Raw genomic sequence first — 17,612 nt, forward strand, 5'->3', positions numbered from 1 at the left:
GCAGATGCAAGTTAAAACAATTCAACAAATGTATGACTGGACTATTTTGTTTCATACACAAATGGCGGCCAACTTTTTTAGTGTGCGGGAACTATTAGGTGAGCATAATACTCAATTAGTTGATTACTGTACTAAATACGAAAAAAAACTCGCTGAAGATTTAATTGGCTTTAAAGCAATCACCACCATAAATACGTTAGATACCTACTGCTATGAGTATTTTGCAGAAAATCCAGAGCTACTGAATTTTACTGATTTAGATCGAAGTACCCAATTAGATGAGCAAGCTATTCAGGGCTATTTGTCTGATCAGCATCAAAAAGTAATAAATGCTTATGAGTACTTAGAGGGAAAAACACAAACTGCAGACGGCAAAGAAAAACTCGGACAAATACTGCAGCTTGAGTACCAAGGATTAAAACAAATGGTACAAAGCATAAACCGACATATAGATATGTAACCTGATCTCCGGATAATAAACTTATCTTAAGCAGCTATTTTCAGCGCTAACTGCGTTGAATTTTCTTGCAATAGGCCAGCTATTGACGCGTAAACTCGCCTTATTTTCACTGAAAATCTCTAGCTAGAGAAAATACAGTTAAATATAACTATGATTCAATACGTTAGTAAATCTCTTAACCAGAGTTCAGGTTATGTAAATTTATATACAGTTAAAACTAATAAAAATAACGGCGCTACACTATGGTGTGTAGCGCCGTTATTTTGTTAAACCTTTTCTACATCAACAATTAAGTCGCTTGTTATCGACTCTAATGCATTAATTACTTCTTCTTTATTCAACCCATTAGGTAGTGTTACTGTAGCAACAGCACTAAAAATAGGCACGCCCCAATTAGGTGCGCTTTGTTGCCTTGAGTTTAAGTGAGTAATATTGGCTCCTTTATGACGAATTACACTTGCAAGCTCTTGCACAATACCCGGGCGATCGTTACCGGTAATAACAAAGTTAAGTTGCTCACGTGTGGCGGGTTCTATTTCTGTATTGCCTGTTTCAATACGTACATCAAGTTTAGGCAGAGCATTGAGCGCATTTTGCAGTGCCTGAAAATGCTCTTCGCTAACTTCAATCTGAATAATTCCTGCAAAGTGACCGAGCAAATGGCTCAAGTTGCTGCTTAGCCAGTTGCCATGATTTTCTAAAATAACGGATGAAATGCTCTCTACTAAACCAGGACGATCTTGTCCTAAAATGGTTATAACCAACTGCTTCATAAATAGTTCTCTTCTTTAAAGCCCAAATAAGGTAATGCATAGGCATTAAGTGTTGTTTAACTCTATTCAGAGTTCAGGTTAAATATTATGATTTAGCTGCTAAAGTTAGACCTTTAATCCTACAGTGCAGCCCTTGCAACAAACCATAATTATTAACTAAATGCTTCCTGAGTATTGACCTCGATAAATACTTTGTCCAATAAATATAATATTTAGTTCATCAATACTGCATAAACACGGCTGCTATTTGATCTTAAAGATATTTAAATTACACGGTAAATAATTATTACCGCTGTAACATTACTGTCACTTTGATGAAATATAATCACTGCAACGTTAAGATTAAAGGATGTTTTGATGACTTCCAATCCGAATAAGCCGACTTTTAATACGGATCGAAGCCGTCTATTTAAAGACCGACTTGCCCAGTTTGGCATAACCGTAGGTGGAGTAATGGTATTAATAGCGCTGCTATTAATTTTTTTCTACCTTCTTTATATAGTACAGCCAATTTTTGAATCAGCTAAAGTTGAAAAGCGCGACAGTTTTAATCTTACAAACGCAGAGCAAATAGTGGGAGTAGGCGTTGAGGAACAAACTGAAGTTGCTTATTTATTAAGCCAGCAAGGGAGTGTTGACTTTTATAGTGTTGAAAAAGCTAACTTTGGTAAAAAGCTAAAAACGCTAGAGGTAACCCTGCCTAGCGATGTGAGTAGCTTTGCTACCAGTGCACCGTTTCAGGGGCAATATGCTTATGGTTTAGAAAATGGCAGTGTAAAAATTGTTATTCCTAAATTTATGGTGACGTTTCCAAATAACGAACGTAAATTAACTCCGCGTTTAGATTATCCGCTAGGCGAACTTGCTTTAGAGGTAGACGAGCAAGGTGCTGCTATAAAGCGTTTTGCATTTAGCCACTTTGAAGACAAAACAGCCGTTGTTGCGCTAACAGCCGACAAGCGCGTTTTATTTAGTAGCTTTGTTGCTGAAGAAAACATGTTTAGCGGTGAAGTTGAATGGCTTGTGGAACGCACCGAGCTAGATGTTGCTGGGCGAGTAGATGAGTTACTTATGTCGCCAGATACTACCCGAGTATTTGTGCGCTCAGCTAATCAAATTTATGTTTACGATACGCGTGACCCAAGCGAAGTAGAGCAAATTCAATTACTGTCTGCCAATGAAGAAAACGCTAATATTGTTGCGGCGCAATTACTTGCGGGCGCTAACTCTCTTATGTTGGCAAACGATAATGGAAAGGTATCGCAGTGGTTTGAAATAAATACCGACAGTGGCCGTGAATATCAAAAAATCCGCTCATTTGAAACAACAAAGCAAAGTAAGTTAAACGTATTTACTGAGTTTTACCGCCGTACCTTTTTTACTACCAGTAGTAATGGTGAGTTAGGTGTTTATTACACCACAAGCCAAGCAAAATTGTGGCAAGGCAAAGTAAGCGAAGGAGCAATTAAAAACTTTGCTATAGCACCGCGTGCAAATGCAGCGCTAATTGTTGCTGACAACAAACTAACCGTATTAGAAATTCATAACGAACACCCAGAAGTTACTTGGTCTGCACTTTGGCAAGAAGTGTGGTACGAAGGTTACCCAGAGCCAGGTTATATTTGGCAATCAACCTCAGCCAGTGACGACTTTGAGTCTAAGTTTTCGTTAGTGCCTATTTCGTTTGGTACTTTAAAGGCTGCATTTTACGCCATGCTATTTGCCGTACCTATCGCGATTTCTGCTGCTATTTATACCGCTTACTTTATGTCGAGTGAACTGCGTAAAGTGGTTAAGCCAACGGTAGAAATAATGGAAGCACTTCCTACCGTTATTTTGGGGTTTTTAGCGGGCCTATGGTTAGCGCCTTTAATAGAGCAGCACTTACCAGCCATAGTTGGCTTACTGGTGTTATTACCTTTAGGTATTTTGGCCACTGCGCTTGGTTGGACTAAATTACCAGCCAGTATTCGCCATAAAATTCCTGAAGGATCGCATGCCATTATACTTATACCGGTAGTGTTATTTATTGGTTGGTTTTCGTTTGCGATGAGCGAAACTGTTGAGCTGTGGATGTTTGATGGTAACGTGCGCCAATATTTAACTAACGAGCTTGGCATGACCTTCGATCAGCGTAATGCCTTGGTAGTGGGTATTGCGATGGGCTTTGCTGTAATTCCTACTATATTTTCGATTGCGGAAGACGCGGTATTTAGCGTGCCTAAGCATTTGTCTAATGGCTCACTGGCACTGGGTGCAACACAGTGGCAAACACTGATACGCGTGGTATTACTTACCGCCAGCCCTGGAATATTTTCTGCGGTAATGATGGGCCTTGGCCGCGCAGTAGGCGAAACCATGATAGTGCTTATGGCAACCGGTAATACCCCGATTATGGATTGGAGTGTGTTTCAGGGAATGCGTACGCTTGCGGCAAATATTGCGGTTGAAATGCCAGAGTCGGAAGTGGGTAGTTCGCATTACAGAATATTGTTTTTAGCAGCATTTGTATTATTTATATTTACCTTTGTTTTTAACACCATTGCTGAGTTTGTTCGTCAGCAACTGCGTGAAAAATACAGCTCAATGTAAGTGGAGAACACGACATGGTAAAGCAGTGGTTTAGGTCTGGTTCTCCTTGGATTTGGATGACCGGTGGTGCGGTGAGCATCAGCTTAATTTCAGTAATTGGTTTATTAGCTATGATAGCGTGGAAAGGGTTAAGCTTTTTCTGGCCTTCTGAAGTAGTGCAATTTGAGCTGGAAGGCTCAATTGCAAAACAAACTATTATTGGTGAAATTTACGATCGAGAATTAGTACCCAAAGCGCGTTTAGCGGCAACCGGTGTTGATGTTTCGGCATATGATAGGGAAGAATTTGAGCGGTTATTAATTAAAACCGGTAACCGTGAATATGTAGATTTAGATTTTCGTTGGATATTAAACACCGACATAAAAAACCAATCAACGCCTACCACCCTTGCCGTGTTTGAGCGTAGCAAAAATGGTAATTTTTATGGCTACGTAGAAGGCGTAATTGAAGACGGACAACCTGTTACCGGCGATAAGGTAGCCTATTTACATAAGCTGGTTGAACGGGCAGTTGATTTAAACGACGAAGCACTTGATTTACAAAACGGTGATATTGGTCATATTAACTATGAACTGGAACGTCTAAGGCTAAAAGAAAAATCCTACTTACTTGATAATGAACTTACAGACGAACGTGTTGCTGAGCTTGCAGAGGCGCGTGCAGAACTACGTGCCGAGTATGCGGTGCTCGAAAAGCAACTGTTTGCACTGCGTAAACAAGCACAGCGCGACCAAGTTATGGTTAAAGATATGCGCGGCGAAATAGTCACCATTCCATTGTATCAAGTATTAGATGTGTGGTTTCCAAACGACATGAGCTTTTTAACCAAACTGGGCCATTACTTTATCCAATTAGGTAAGTTTGTATCAGATGACCCTCGCGAAGCAAATACCGAAGGTGGCGTATTTCCGGCCATATTTGGTACCGTGTTTATGGTTATGCTAATGGCTGTTATTGTGACGCCATTTGGGGTGGTTGCTGCAATTTACTTGCATGAATACGCGGCTAAAAATGCGGTAACTAAGATGATCCGTATTGCGGTAATTAACCTAGCCGGTGTACCTTCTATTGTATATGGTGTATTTGGCTTAGGCTTTTTTGTTTATATGCTAGGTGGCAGCCTTGACCAATTATTTTATCCTGAGTCATCACCTACTCCGGTATTTGGTACACCAGGTGTTATGTGGTCGGCTTTAACACTGGCAATACTTACCTTGCCTGTGGTTATTGTTTCCACTGAAGAGGGACTATCGCGTATTCCAAGTACGGTACGCCACGGATCATTAGCGCTTGGTGCCACACAAGCAGAAACCTTATGGCGTATTGTTATACCTATGGCAAGCCCAGCAATTATGACAGGTTTAATACTGGCTGTTGCGCGTGCAGCAGGTGAAGTAGCGCCATTAATGCTGGTGGGTGTAGTAAAAATGGCACCTACGTTACCGCTTGATGGTAACTTTCCATACTTTCACTTAGACAGAAAGTTTATGCACTTAGGTTTTCATATTTACGATGTTGGCTTTCAAAGCCCGAATGTTGAAGCGGCGCGACCGCTGGTATATGCAACGGCATTTTTATTAGTGTCGGTAATTATTACCCTCAACATAACCGCTATTGGTATACGTAATCATTTACGTGAAAAATTCAGATCGCTTGAGCTTTAATAAGATTTAATAGGTAACAAACATGATTTCAGTCGCTCCAAAAGTAAATCAAGCCAATACCAGCTTGAAGTTAGACTTAGATAATTTAACCACAGAGCAAACAGCGTTAGAGATTAAAGATCTCGATCTTTACTACGGCGATAAACAAGCGCTGAGTAAAGTAAATATGAATATTCCAAAGGGCCAGGTAACAGCCTTTATTGGCCCGTCGGGGTGTGGTAAATCAACCTTATTACGGTGTATTAACCGCATGAACGACTTAGTTGATATTTGCCGCATAGAAGGTGAAATACTGCTACATGGACAAAACATTTACGATAAAAACGTTGATGTAGCGGCGCTGCGTCGTAACGTAGGCATGGTATTTCAGCGACCTAACCCTTTTCCTAAATCAATTTATGAAAATGTGGTTTATGGTTTGCGCTTACAAGGCATTAAAGACAAACGTAAATTAGATGAAGTAGTTGAGCAATCATTGCGTGGTGCAGCGCTGTGGGATGAAGTAAAAGACAGGCTACACGACAGCGCTTTTGGGTTGTCGGGTGGACAGCAGCAACGTTTAGTTATTGCGCGCTCAATTGCTATTTCGCCAGAAGTATTATTGCTTGATGAACCTACCTCGGCACTAGACCCTATTTCTACTTTAGTAATAGAGGAGCTAATTAACGATTTAAAGAGCAAGTTTACAGTGGTAATTGTTACCCATAATATGCAACAGGCCGCCAGGGTTTCTGACCAAACGGCGTTTATGTATATGGGGGAGCTAATTGAATACTCAGACACCAATACCTTATTTACAACGCCTAATAAGAAAAAAACAGAAGACTATATAACCGGTCGTTACGGCTAATTCAGCCGATATTATGTGTACAATATTGATAGGATAATAACGATGGAACATAACATTAATAAGCATATTTCTGGCCGTTTTAATCAAGAATTAGAAAACGTACGCAACCTTGTGCTTAGTATGGGCGGGCTGGTTGAGCAACAGCTTAACAGTGCATTAGATGCAGTGAGCCAAAATGATGCTATGCTTGCGCAAAAAGTGCGAGAGAATGATTATAAAGTTAATGCAATGGAAGTAAGCATTGACGAAGAATGTACGCGAATTATTGCCAGGCGTCAGCCTGCTGCAAGCGATTTGCGTTTAGTAGTGGCTATTGCAAAAACTATTGCAGATTTAGAGCGTATAGGCGATGAAGCTAAGCGAATTGCTAAAGTTGCACTAGACTCATTTACTAAAGACCAACAGGCTTTGTTAGTAAATATTGAAAATATGGGGCGCCAAGTATCAAAAATGTTGCACGATGTACTCGATGCATTTGCGCGTATGGACGTACAACGTGCATTTGAAGTACACAAAGAGGATGCTAAAGTTGATAGAGAGTACGAAGCCATTATTCGTCAAATTATGACCTATATGATGGAAGACCCGCGCTCAATCCCGAAAATTATGGATTTAGTGTGGTCAGTTCGTTCATTAGAACGCATTGGTGATCGGTGTCAAAATATTGCTGAATATATTATTTATTTTGTTAATGGAAAAGATATTCGCCATACATCTCAAGAAGATATAGAAAAGTCTTTATAATTTTTTTAATTAGTTTTTTTTATTACAACGACGAATTATAATTTTTTTTTAGTTTGCTGGCGGTTGAGCAATAAAAAGCGTTCACAATCGAGCTTAATACTGTAAAATTCATGCCGCACAGCATACTAAATTGATTTAAGGGTCAGTTATGCAAACTAACGCGTTTCTAGGAGTATTTGCAAAATCTCCTATCAAACCAATGGAAGAACATATTCGAAAGGTTCATCAAGCTAGTAAAGCTTTGATTCCTTTTTTTAATCACGTATTTAAAGAAGAATGGCAACAAGCTGAAGAGCTACGTTTAACCATTCGTAATTTAGAACGTGAAGCCGATGAAATGAAAAGAAATATACGTTTACAACTACCGCGTGGATTATTTATGCCGGTAGAGCGTACAGATCTGCTCGAATTAGTAACCCAGCAAGATAAAATTGCCAATAAAGCAAAAGACATTGCAGGGCGTGTAATTGGTCGTGAGATGATCATACCAAAAGTAATTCAAATCGACTTTTTAGCTTATTTAACACGTTGTGTTGATGCTACTAAACAAGCATCTAATGCGATAAATGAGTTAGAAGAGTTATTAGAAACAGGTTTTAAAGGTCGCGAAGTGGCCTTGGTTGAAAAAATGCTCGTTGAATTGGATGCCATAGAACAAGACACGGATGAAATGCAAATTAAAATACGCCGCCAACTACGCGCAGTAGAAGGTGAGTTAAACCCGGTTGATGTGATGTTTTTATATAAGATCATTGAATGGGTTGGCGAGCTTGCAGATATTGCAGAGCGCGTAGGATCACGTCTTGAGCTGATGTTAGCTCGTTAATTTAAAATCAGTTCAAAAACGATAGATTAAGGTTACACAATGGATATCATTGCATCTTACGGCACGGTATTAATTTTAATTGCCGCAGCAGTTGGCTTTTTTATGGCTTATGGTATTGGCGCAAATGATGTTGCCAATGCAATGGGCACATCAGTAGGCTCTAAAGCGCTAACGATTAAACAAGCGATTTTTATCGCGATGATCTTTGAGTTTGCAGGTGCTTACTTGGCCGGCGGCGAAGTTACATCGACAATTCGTAATGGCATTATTGATTCAACGCCATTTATGGATATTCCTGAATTAATGATATTAGGTATGATTTCTGCGCTTTTTGCAGCAGGCGCCTGGCTATTAATGGCATCATTCTTAGGATGGCCAGTATCAACTACTCACTCTATTATTGGCGCTATTATAGGTTTTGCTTTAGTTGCAGTAGGCAGTGAAGCGATTCATTGGAACAAGGTTGCAGGAATTGTTGGTAGTTGGATAGTAACGCCTGCTATATCGGGTTTTATTGCCTACTTAATATTTATGAGCGCACAAAAGCTTATTTTTGATACGGCTACTCCGCTTAAAAATGCTAAACGTTTCGTGCCTATTTATATGGGCTTAGCTGGCTTTATTATGTCACTTGTGACAATTAAAAAAGGCTTAAAACATATTGGTATTAACTTAGGCACCATAGAAGGTTTTGGGCTATCTATTGCGATTGCAGTAGTAGTAGGCTTTATTGGTAAAATTGCAATTTCACGTTTAAAAATCGACCCTCAGGCCGATAAAAAAATGCAATTTAATAACGTTGAAAAAGTCTTTGCTGTGCTTATGGTCTTAACGGCTTGTAGTATGGCATTTGCTCATGGTTCTAACGACGTTGCTAATGCTATTGGTCCTCTTGCGGCTGTGGTAAGTATTGTTGAAAACAACGGTGAAATTGCAAAACAAGCGGCTATTGCTTGGTGGATATTACCACTAGGTGGTTTTGGTATTGTGGCCGGTTTAGCTATTTTAGGTAAAAAAGTAATTAAAACGATTGGCGAAGGGATCACACATTTAACCCCTAGCCGTGGTTTTGCTGCTGAATTAGCTGCTGCTTCAACAGTTGTAATTGCATCTGGCACAGGCTTACCAATTTCAACTACGCAAACCTTAGTGGGTGCGGTGTTGGGTGTAGGTATGGCACGCGGTATTGCCGCACTGAACATGGGTGTTATTAGAAACATTGTAGTTTCTTGGGTAATTACATTGCCAGTGGGCGCAGGCCTTGCTATTGTTATTTTCTACGTACTAAGAACCGCATTTGGGGTTTAATAAAAAAGTACTTAAAGACTTTTAGCTTGAAAAGATCTCAATGCCCTAGGTGTTGGGGTCTTTTTATCGATTACTTAGCGAGAAAACCCTGTGATCTTTAGTCGCTGGGATGAATCGCTAGCCTTGCTCTCGAATATATTTTCTGATTTTGTTGATAATTCGACAATAGAATTTTTAACGAATTTCCCTAGGTGTCCTACCAATAACTGTTTTCTGTATTTCACAACCAATATTAAATGTAATTCTATTAAATATTGACAATACGATTTATTGTCATATTGCATCTTGACAACCTGAGCTTACACAGTAGTCTATACAGTGTATGAAAAAGACGCTTAGATACAACTACAGGCTAAATCCAACGCCAGAGCAAGAAGTTAAACTCTTTGAGTTTGGCGCGACTTCGCGAGGCATTTGGAATATGTTGTTATCTGAAAACATGCGGCGATATGAGTATGATAAAACGTTTTTGTTTTACAAAGACATGGCCTCGGTTCTTAAAGAGCTAAAGCCTTTTGAAGAGTTTAATTGGATAAAAGCGTTTGATTCTGCTGCGGCTCAGCAAGTTGCTCGCGACTTGGAAACCGCGTTGAAAAATGCATTCTCTAAAGGTCGTTTGCAACGCTTTCCAAAACATAAAATCACTTACAAAAAGAAAAAACTTCACAATGACTCGTTTCGGGCGGTTAACAACTCCAACTGTATTCGCATTGAAAATGGTGCTATTAGTGTCCCTAAAATCGGCAGAGTTCCGATTATTTTACATCGCAAATTAGCAAGTAAAATCAAGACCGTGACTGTTCAGTATCGTCACGGAAAATGGGAATGTAGTATAACTCAAGAAGTGGAATGTAAGGCCGCGCTTCGCGTGTTAAAAACAATTACAGGCTTTGATATTAACTCAAAGCAGACGGTTGTTGGCTCAAACGGTTATGTTGCCGATAATCCAAAGTTTTTAAAGCAATCAAAAGAGAAGCTGAATCAATTGCAACGCCAGCTTGCACGCCGTAAAAAAGGTTCTAATCGCTGGCACAAAACAAAACAACGCATCAATAAATTACATGGTAAAATCTCAAGGCAAAGGCTCGACTTTGCGCATAAAATTTCACGACAGATAACCAATGAAAATGATATTTTAATTTTTGAAAATTTAAATGTAAAAGCAATGCAGAAATTTAATGGCAGTATGGTGGCCGACAACGTAATGGGGCTCATCACTCAGCTTTCAAAGTATAAAACTGAGCTTGAAGGTAAGATCTATCATGAAATTGGCAGATTTGAAAAATCCACAGGGATTTGCAGTGAATGCGGCCAGCATCATGTTTTGACACTGAAAGATAGAAATTTCACTTGTTTGGCTTGCAGGACATATCAAGGTCGCGACTTATCTGCGGCAAAAAGTATAGCTAAAACAGGTGAATTAGATTTAATTGCGGCTGGAATTGTCGCAAGGGTTAACCCCATATCTCAGCAGAAATCAGCTATTAAAACGAAAGTCTTCGAGCTATCGAAGTTTGCTGTTGGATCTGAGAAAAAAGTAGCAGCCTAGCCCAAAAGCTAGATTGTAGAAGCCCAGTGATCTTTAGTCGCTGAGTAGTTCACTTGTGGAAAGAAAAAATGACTAATCTTCCGAGTATAAAACAGCTGCAGTATTTACTTGCAGTACATCAATATCAACATTTTGGCCGCGCTGCTAGTGCGTGCTTTATTGGCCAATCAACATTAAGTACAGCCATTCAAAACTTAGAAGAAACACTAGGCTGCCAACTTATTGAACGTGAAAACCGCAGTTTAATGTTTACCACCATTGGTGAGGAAGTAGTTGAACGTTCGCGCAAAATTATTCACGACACAATCAGTTTAAAAGAGCTCACTAAAAGCTTTTTAACGCCGCTGAGTGGTAAGTTAACCGTAGGGGTTATTCCTACTATTGCGAGCTTTATTGCCGCGCCTTTGTATCATTTTTGTAAGCAAGAATTTTGCGATTTAGAACTGGTATTAGTAGAAGATACTAGCGATAAGTTACTCGATAAATTAGAGCATGGTCAGATAGATTTAGCCTTATTAGCACTGCCGTATCAAACCGATAAGTTTCATACTCAGGTGTTAGCTAGAGATCATTTTAGTTTGGTACATCACAAAGATTACAAGCCAGCAAAGAACGTGCAAGACTTTAACTTATTACCCGACGCCAGCGTGTTCTTACTAGAACGTGAGCACTGTATGACCGGGCACGCGCTTAGTGCATGTCATTTAAACCGTGTCAGCTGTATAAACCCGTTTGAAGCAGCCAGCTTGCATACTTTATTGAGCATGGTGGAGTATCAGTTGGGGGTGACCTTTTTACCGCAAATGGCGATTAATGCCGGCATTTTAGATAATAAAAATATGCTAGCAACCCCATCGGCGAATGAGGCATACCGTGAAATTGGTATTTTGTGGCGTAAAACAACCGGACGAATTCGCGACTTTAAATTGTTCTGCCAGCAATTAGAGGTGTTTTTAAAACACCAGTGTAGTTTAGACTTTGCTAAAGAGGCAGCAACAAGCAGCTAAGATAGCTGCTTGTTTTCATGGTTATGGCTTTCATATGGTTCTAGTTTAGGTAAAAAAAGCAAATAAACCCAAACAACCAGATTAAAGTAAGGCACTAGCCCTAATACAGTAAATACCCGAACCGGATAACCTTTAATGTGTGCATATCGGTAACACTGAAACGCAATTGCAAAATGCATAAGTAGTAATAAAACAACTAGCTGTGTCATATTTACCTCCTTAAACTCTAATAACATCCAACATCCAACATCCAACATCCAACATCCAACATCCAAAAAATTGTCGTCTTATTTAGGCTGATTTATAATGTCATGTTTTTTTGCGCTTATCGTATAAATTGCGCGACATTTGCTGATTTGTAAGTAAAGTATAGCCGAGAAAGATAATTATGATAGTAGTAAAGAGCTTAATTTTGTTTACAGCTGTTTATTTTTTGCTAGGTAGTTGTTGGTAAAACGTTTTATTTTTTAAAATCTTTTCAAGTTCACTTTTAACACCTTTAATAGGCATAGGGCGAGCTATAAAATAGCCTTGGCCGTAGTCAACGCCAATTTCTTTTAATGCAAAAAATACTTCTTCGGTTTCTACATACTCAGCCACAGAGCGCTTATCGAGTGAATGACTAATGTCGTTAATGGCCTTTACTAGTGCTAAATCAATAGGGTCGTTGAGCATATCGCAAACAAACGAGCCATCAATTTTTACATGCTGTGCTGGCAGTTGTTTCAAGTAGTTAAAAGTACTGAAGCCGGTGCCAAAATCGTCAATCGAAAAGTGGCAGCCTAAAATATTGAGTTTTTCAATCATTTTACGCGTAGCTGCTAAGTTGTTAATGCTGGCAGATTCGGTAATTTCAAAAATTATTTGTGTTGGTAAAACCTGATACTTTGCTAAATTTGACTCTATTAATGGCACTAAACGCTCATCTAAAAATGACTGCGCAGATAGATTTATAGCTACTTGGTTAAGTTCTGGGTAGAGGGCAACATTAGCAATGGTGTTACGAATAACGCATTGATCCATTAAAAAAGTATCGTTTAGCATTTCTAATGAAGGAATAAATTGATTAGGAAAAACTAGTTCATCATTTATTTTTAAGCGCAGCAGCACCTCAAAGTAAGCAACTTCATTGCGCCTAAAATCCCAAATTGGTTGGTAATGCAGTTCAATGCTGTCTTGTTGTAGCGCTTGGCGAATACCATGACCCCACTCTAAACCCGTTTGTAGCGTATTGTTATGGGCATCTTGTTTTGCATAGCAATGTACTAAATTACGACCTAAATTTTTAGCGATATACAGGGCAATATCAGCTTGTTTTAAACATTCGCTTGGGTCGCAATTCTTTTCGGTAATTTGAGTTAAACCAATTGAGCAACTGATTGAGTATATTTGCTCCTCAGATTTAAATTGATTTTGTTCAATCGCGTTACATATACCTTCGGCAATTAAATGCGCGTCAAGCAAGTTAGTATGTTTGAGGATCACTGCAAATTCGTCGCCGCCAACTCTACACACTAAATGCTCGGTACTTATGTTTGTTATAAATAATTGCGCTACTTCTTTTAAAACAATATCGCCTTGTTGATGGCCTTTACTGTCGTTAATTATTTTAAAGTGATCTAAATCGATATAAATAAGCGCGTGTTCAATATCAGAATGCGTGTGCTGAGGTTGGCAAATACGATTCAGCTGTTGGTCAAAGTAATAGCGATTATGCAGGCCAGTAAGCGTATCGTGAAGTGCTAAATGGCGCAGCTGCAGTTCCGCTTGTTTTCGTTCATGAATATTGTCGATTGTGGCGGTAATAGTGGCGTTATTATGGCTGTTTTGTATGAGCTGCAGCCGACATTCAACCCAAATTTGGCTGCCATTTTTATGTTGTAGCCTTATTTCAACTTGTTGTTTGTACTCACCACCACAAAGAATGTCGTCTATTGTTGCTTGTAGTTTTACTTGGCATTCAGCAATACAAAAATTAGTTAATTGCTGTTGTAGTGTCGATTTAACACCAAAGCCACTTAATGCTTCCCACGCTGGGTTGATAAAGCGAATAAGCCCTTGCTGATCAAGTTCTAGAACGACAGTATTTAAATGCAATAAAATACGTTGATGCGCAGAAAATAAATCTCGGTATCGCACTTCGCTTATGCTCAGTTGCTCTACTTTGTTAGCAAATTCAGCGTAGCTCACCATAAAGTCTTCGCGACGCGCTGCATGGTCGCATACTTTATTTAAAAATGGCGGATCGTATGGGGCACGTATAAAGTCGGTGACACCCGAAAGTAAAAGCTGCTCCGCATAATCTGCATCATCACTATCTATAATAGTTACAATTGCTTGCATAGGATTATGTTGTAAAATTTCAGATACTAGCACGCTCGACTCTTCTGCTCTTGCAGCGGTTGCATCAAGTAAAACAATTGCAAATTGTTGCTGGTTATAAGCATTAAGCGCGGCTTGGCTCGAGGTAACATGGGTAATCGAAAAGTTTAGCAGTAACGGCTTGCTGATTTCATTGGCTTTAGTGTTAGTCGGCTCTAACAGTAAGAGGTTTAAACGACTGCTTTTTTCTAAATGGTTAGCGAGCACACTTGCCAGCACTTGCGGCAGCATGTCTTGGCGCTCAAAAGGTAATACTGCATCAATACCGTAGCTGCGGGCAGTAGTTTCAGCTATTCGTTCACAATAAATAGGGGGAATAAGTAAGATTGGGGTATTTTTAGGGGTGTTTAATAAGCCCGAGCGGATCATTCTTGAGAAGCGCCAGCCATCAATTTTACCTACATCAAGGCCAGTAATAATTATATTAACGGCTTGTTTTTTTAATATTTTTAAAGCTTGTTGGCTATCAGATACTTCTATAAATTCAAAAACATTTAATTTCTCTAAAGTGGCTCGAATAGTGCCACGCTCAGCACTGCTGGCGTTTAATATTAGCAATTTAAGCTGATTTACCACGTTTAGAGTACCCCTAAAAAATCACGATTATTCAAAAGAGTAAGAGTAATGATATTTACCGCTTAGGACAAGCGTATTTACGGCATGATAATAAATGCAGTAAAACAAGTGTAATTTAATGAGAATTTACCTGATTTCTTGAGCTTCATAAGCGATAGATATACACTTGGCGCGACTTTAAATGATGTGGATTACCAACTATGCGCGTGGCTGATTTTAGCTTTGACCTTCCCGACGAATTAATTGCTCGTTTTCCTAAGCAAGACAGAACAAGTAGCCGCTTATTGAGCCTAGATGGCCCAAGTGGTGTAGTTGAGCACAAAGTATTTAGTGATTTGCTTGAATTAGTTAACGAAAATGACTTGTTGGTGTTTAATAACACGCGAGTAATACCTGCCCGTATGTTTGGTCAAAAAGCGTCAGGCGGAAAAGTTGAAGTATTAGTAGAGCGTGTGCTTGATGAGCATAGAGTGCTGGCACATGTACGTGCGAGTAAATCGCTAAAGCCTGGCAACGAAGTAATTCTTGAAGGCAAGGCAAAAGCAACCATGGTTGCGCGTCACGATACCTTATTTGAGCTGGAGTTTGAGCATAGCCAAAACGTACTCGATATATTAAATGATATTGGCCATATGCCATTACCGCCGTATATAGATCGCCCTGATAACGAAGCCGATCGTGAGCGTTATCAAACCGTGTACGGCGAAAAGCCTGGAGCGGTTGCGGCTCCTACCGCCGGTTTGCATTTTGACGATAAGTTAATGACCGCGCTAAAAAATAAAGGCGTACAAATGGCTTTTGTTACACTGCATGTGGGAGCGGGGACGTTTCAACCGGTGCGTGTTGCCACGGTAGATGAGCACATTATGCACTCAGAATACATAGAAGTGCCAGATGATGTGGTTGCTGCTGTAGCAAACACTAAAGCCAATGGTGGGCGTGTTATTGCCATAGGTACAACGTCTGTACGCTCTCTAGAATCGGCAGCAAAAGTACACGGTGGTAAGTTAGATACTTACTTTGGTGATACCGATATATTTATTTATCCGGGTTATCAATTTAATGTGGTTGATGCCATGATCACGAACTTTCACTTACCAGAGTCAACGCTTATCATGCTGGTAAGTGCCTTTGCCGGACAAAACAATATTATGGGCGCATATAACACCGCCATAGAGCAGCAGTATCGTTTTTTTAGTTATGGCGATGCGATGTTTTTAACCCGTAAATAAACACCACAAAATTTACTTGTTTAAGCTGGCTATTTGCTTTTAAATCAGCATTGAATTTACCGCAGTTAATAGTATTAACGCAGTAAAAAGGGTAGAATCGAGCGGTTAAATTATAGCTTGTTGGACTGTTTTTCCGACATTGAGGACAATATGAAATTTGAATTAGACACTACAAACGGTAAAGCGCGCCGCGGCCGCTTGATTTTTGACCGTGGTGTAATAGAAACTCCAGCATTTATGCCTGTAGGTACTTACGGTACTGTTAAAGGCATGACACCGGATGAAGTAAAAGCAACAGGCGCGCAAGTTTGTTTAGGTAATACGTTTCACCTAATGCTGCGCCCAGGTACTGAAATCATTAAGCAACACGGTGGTTTACATAAGTTTATGAATTGGGATTTCCCGATTCTAACTGACTCAGGTGGCTTCCAGGTGTTCAGCCTAGGTGCTATGCGTAAAATTACCGAAGAAGGCGTATTATTTAGCTCCCCAGTAAATGGCGAGAAAATTATGATGACGCCAGAATCATCAATGCAAGTACAGCGCGACTTGGGTTCAGATATCGTGATGATTTTTGACGAATGTACACCATACCCTGCTACCGAAAAAGAAGCTAAAGATTCAATGGAATTGTCACTTCGCTGGGCTAAACGCTCAAAAGAAGGCCATGGCGACAACCCATCCGCACTGTTTGGTATTATTCAAGGTGGTATGTACCCAGAGTTACGTGCACAATCGCAAGCCGGACTTGAAGAAATAGGCTTTGATGGCTATGCATTAGGTGGTTTATCGGTAGGTGAGCCGAAAAACGAAATGATCAATATTCTTGATCATTGCGCGTACAAAATGCCAGCAGACAAACCACGTTATTTAATGGGTGTAGGTAAGCCAGAAGACTTAGTTGAGTCGGTACGCCGTGGTATTGATATGTTTGACTGTGTTATGCCAACCCGTAACGCTCGTAATGGTCATTTATTTATAACCACAGGTGTGGTTAAAATACGTAACGCAGTACATAAAACAGATACTGGCCCGCTTGACCCTGAGTGTGATTGCCATACCTGTGGAAACTACTCACGTGCCTATTTACATCACCTTGATAAATGTAACGAAATTTTAGGCGCACGATTAAACACTATTCATAACTTACGTTATTATCAACGTGTTATGGAAGGCTTACGTAACGCAATTAGCGCAGGTAAGTTAGATGAGTTCGTTCAGGATTTTTATGCTCGCCGTGGCCAAGACGTGCCAGAGCTTGCAGATATAACAAATTAAATTTTAAAAATTAAAGAGGAAGTATCATGAGTTTATTTATTTCGAATGCCCACGCAAGTACTGGTTCTGCAGCTGCCGGTGGCGGAATGGAAATGCTAATAATGTTAGCTATTTTCGGTTTGGTTTTTTACTTTTTGATTTATCGCCCGCAAGCTAAGCGTGTTAAAGAGCATAAAAGCTTAATGAGCGCGATGGCTAAAGGTGATGAAGTACTTACCCAAGGCGGTTTAGTGGGTAAAATAGTAAAAATTGCAGATGATAAAGATTTTGTTGTTATCTCATTAAACGAGCAAGCAGAAGTAACAGTACAAAAATCAGCCGTAACTGCGGTATTGCCAAAAGGCACAATGAAGTCGCTATAAAAATAATAA

At 39.8% G+C, this 17,612-nt stretch carries 15 protein-coding genes; 12 read left to right on the forward strand and 3 right to left on the reverse strand.

What is annotated here, in order from left to right; all coding sequences use genetic code 11:
• Positions 1 to 4 precede the first annotated feature (4 nt).
• Entirely contained in the window at positions 5 to 460 is a 456-nt protein-coding gene (locus AAEY55_RS09260) for a hypothetical protein (RefSeq protein WP_011327019.1), read from the forward strand.
• 266 nt (positions 461 to 726) lie between these two features.
• On the opposite strand, the gene AAEY55_RS09265 is transcribed toward AAEY55_RS09260, so the two are convergent.
• Complete coding sequence (locus AAEY55_RS09265) at positions 727 to 1,233, reverse strand: glycine cleavage system protein R (RefSeq protein ID WP_011327021.1); 507 nt, start codon at positions 1,231 to 1,233, stop codon at positions 727 to 729.
• Between the two features lie 357 nt (positions 1,234 to 1,590).
• On the opposite strand from AAEY55_RS09265, the gene AAEY55_RS09270 reads away from it, so the two are divergent.
• From AAEY55_RS09270 to AAEY55_RS09305, 8 genes are all read left to right on the forward strand, one after another.
• Positions 1,591 to 3,825, forward strand: a complete 2,235-nt coding sequence (locus tag AAEY55_RS09270; protein WP_182684415.1) for an ABC transporter permease subunit — start codon at positions 1,591 to 1,593, stop codon at positions 3,823 to 3,825.
• A gap of 14 nt (positions 3,826 to 3,839) precedes the next feature.
• Positions 3,840 to 5,489 (forward strand): phosphate ABC transporter permease PstA, encoded by a 1,650-nt coding sequence (pstA, locus tag AAEY55_RS09275; RefSeq protein WP_011327023.1) that lies wholly within the window; start codon positions 3,840 to 3,842, stop codon positions 5,487 to 5,489.
• A gap of 22 nt (positions 5,490 to 5,511) precedes the next feature.
• Positions 5,512 to 6,339, forward strand: a complete 828-nt coding sequence (gene pstB / locus AAEY55_RS09280) for a phosphate ABC transporter ATP-binding protein PstB (protein WP_339686147.1) — start codon at positions 5,512 to 5,514, stop codon at positions 6,337 to 6,339.
• A 42-nt stretch (positions 6,340 to 6,381) separates the two neighbouring features.
• On the forward strand, positions 6,382 to 7,083 hold the full coding sequence (gene phoU, locus AAEY55_RS09285) for a phosphate signaling complex protein PhoU (RefSeq protein WP_011327025.1): 702 nt from the start codon (positions 6,382 to 6,384) through the stop codon (positions 7,081 to 7,083).
• 148 nt (positions 7,084 to 7,231) lie between these two features.
• A complete protein-coding gene (locus tag AAEY55_RS09290; RefSeq protein WP_011327026.1) occupies positions 7,232 to 7,909 on the forward strand; it encodes a TIGR00153 family protein in 678 nt (225 codons plus the stop codon).
• A 39-nt stretch (positions 7,910 to 7,948) separates the two neighbouring features.
• On the forward strand, positions 7,949 to 9,217 hold the full coding sequence (locus AAEY55_RS09295) for an inorganic phosphate transporter (protein ID WP_197182591.1): 1,269 nt from the start codon (positions 7,949 to 7,951) through the stop codon (positions 9,215 to 9,217).
• Positions 9,218 to 9,539: 322 nt separating this feature from the next.
• Complete coding sequence (locus AAEY55_RS09300) at positions 9,540 to 10,766, forward strand: transposase (protein ID WP_339686155.1); 1,227 nt, start codon at positions 9,540 to 9,542, stop codon at positions 10,764 to 10,766.
• Between the two features lie 68 nt (positions 10,767 to 10,834).
• Complete coding sequence (locus AAEY55_RS09305; protein WP_350550956.1) at positions 10,835 to 11,773, forward strand: hydrogen peroxide-inducible genes activator; 939 nt, start codon at positions 10,835 to 10,837, stop codon at positions 11,771 to 11,773.
• Here AAEY55_RS09305 and AAEY55_RS09310 read toward each other — a convergent pair.
• Both AAEY55_RS09310 and AAEY55_RS09315 read right to left on the reverse strand, forming a co-directional pair.
• Complete coding sequence (locus AAEY55_RS09310; protein WP_011327029.1) at positions 11,770 to 11,982, reverse strand: hypothetical protein; 213 nt, start codon at positions 11,980 to 11,982, stop codon at positions 11,770 to 11,772. The genes AAEY55_RS09305 and AAEY55_RS09310 overlap by 4 nt on opposite strands.
• A 217-nt stretch (positions 11,983 to 12,199) precedes the next feature.
• Positions 12,200 to 14,731 (reverse strand): EAL domain-containing protein, encoded by a 2,532-nt coding sequence (locus AAEY55_RS09315; RefSeq protein ID WP_182677001.1) that lies wholly within the window; start codon positions 14,729 to 14,731, stop codon positions 12,200 to 12,202.
• 200 nt (positions 14,732 to 14,931) lie between these two features.
• Between AAEY55_RS09315 and queA the strand changes: the two genes are divergently transcribed.
• The 3 genes from queA (at position 14,932) to yajC (ending at position 17,603) form a co-directional block, all read left to right on the forward strand.
• Positions 14,932 to 15,963 carry a tRNA preQ1(34) S-adenosylmethionine ribosyltransferase-isomerase QueA gene (gene queA, locus AAEY55_RS09320; protein WP_011327031.1) on the forward strand — a complete coding sequence of 344 codons (1,032 nt, stop codon included), beginning with the start codon at positions 14,932 to 14,934 and terminating at the stop codon, positions 15,961 to 15,963.
• Positions 15,964 to 16,113: 150 nt separating this feature from the next.
• Positions 16,114 to 17,241, forward strand: a complete 1,128-nt coding sequence (tgt, locus tag AAEY55_RS09325) for a tRNA guanosine(34) transglycosylase Tgt (protein WP_350550959.1) — start codon at positions 16,114 to 16,116, stop codon at positions 17,239 to 17,241.
• A gap of 26 nt (positions 17,242 to 17,267) precedes the next feature.
• Positions 17,268 to 17,603 carry a preprotein translocase subunit YajC gene (gene yajC / locus AAEY55_RS09330; RefSeq protein WP_086995936.1) on the forward strand — a complete coding sequence of 112 codons (336 nt, stop codon included), beginning with the start codon at positions 17,268 to 17,270 and terminating at the stop codon, positions 17,601 to 17,603.
• Positions 17,604 to 17,612: the final 9 nt, after the last annotated feature.

Source organism: Pseudoalteromonas sp. 120-MNA-CIBAN-0494 (assembly GCF_040308885.1).
Taxonomy (GTDB): domain Bacteria; phylum Pseudomonadota; class Gammaproteobacteria; order Enterobacterales; family Alteromonadaceae; genus Pseudoalteromonas; species Pseudoalteromonas nigrifaciens.

Excerpts from the sequence above, each read along its gene's own strand:
- AAEY55_RS09260 (WP_011327019.1), top strand. The coding sequence starts at position 5 with ATGCAAGTTAAAACAATTCAACAAATGTATGACTGGACTATTTTGTTT.
- AAEY55_RS09265 (WP_011327021.1), bottom strand. The coding sequence starts at position 1,233 with ATGAAGCAGTTGGTTATAACCATTTTAGGACAAGATCGTCCTGGTTTA.
- AAEY55_RS09270 (WP_182684415.1), top strand. The coding sequence starts at position 1,591 with ATGACTTCCAATCCGAATAAGCCGACTTTTAATACGGATCGAAGCCGT.
- pstA (WP_011327023.1), top strand. The coding sequence starts at position 3,840 with ATGGTAAAGCAGTGGTTTAGGTCTGGTTCTCCTTGGATTTGGATGACC.
- pstB (WP_339686147.1), top strand. The coding sequence starts at position 5,512 with ATGATTTCAGTCGCTCCAAAAGTAAATCAAGCCAATACCAGCTTGAAG.
- phoU (WP_011327025.1), top strand. The coding sequence starts at position 6,382 with ATGGAACATAACATTAATAAGCATATTTCTGGCCGTTTTAATCAAGAA.
- AAEY55_RS09290 (WP_011327026.1), top strand. The coding sequence starts at position 7,232 with ATGCAAACTAACGCGTTTCTAGGAGTATTTGCAAAATCTCCTATCAAA.
- AAEY55_RS09295 (WP_197182591.1), top strand. The coding sequence starts at position 7,949 with ATGGATATCATTGCATCTTACGGCACGGTATTAATTTTAATTGCCGCA.
- AAEY55_RS09300 (WP_339686155.1), top strand. The coding sequence starts at position 9,540 with ATGAAAAAGACGCTTAGATACAACTACAGGCTAAATCCAACGCCAGAG.
- AAEY55_RS09305 (WP_350550956.1), top strand. The coding sequence starts at position 10,835 with ATGACTAATCTTCCGAGTATAAAACAGCTGCAGTATTTACTTGCAGTA.
- AAEY55_RS09310 (WP_011327029.1), bottom strand. The coding sequence starts at position 11,982 with ATGACACAGCTAGTTGTTTTATTACTACTTATGCATTTTGCAATTGCG.
- queA (WP_011327031.1), top strand. The coding sequence starts at position 14,932 with ATGCGCGTGGCTGATTTTAGCTTTGACCTTCCCGACGAATTAATTGCT.
- tgt (WP_350550959.1), top strand. The coding sequence starts at position 16,114 with ATGAAATTTGAATTAGACACTACAAACGGTAAAGCGCGCCGCGGCCGC.
- yajC (WP_086995936.1), top strand. The coding sequence starts at position 17,268 with ATGAGTTTATTTATTTCGAATGCCCACGCAAGTACTGGTTCTGCAGCT.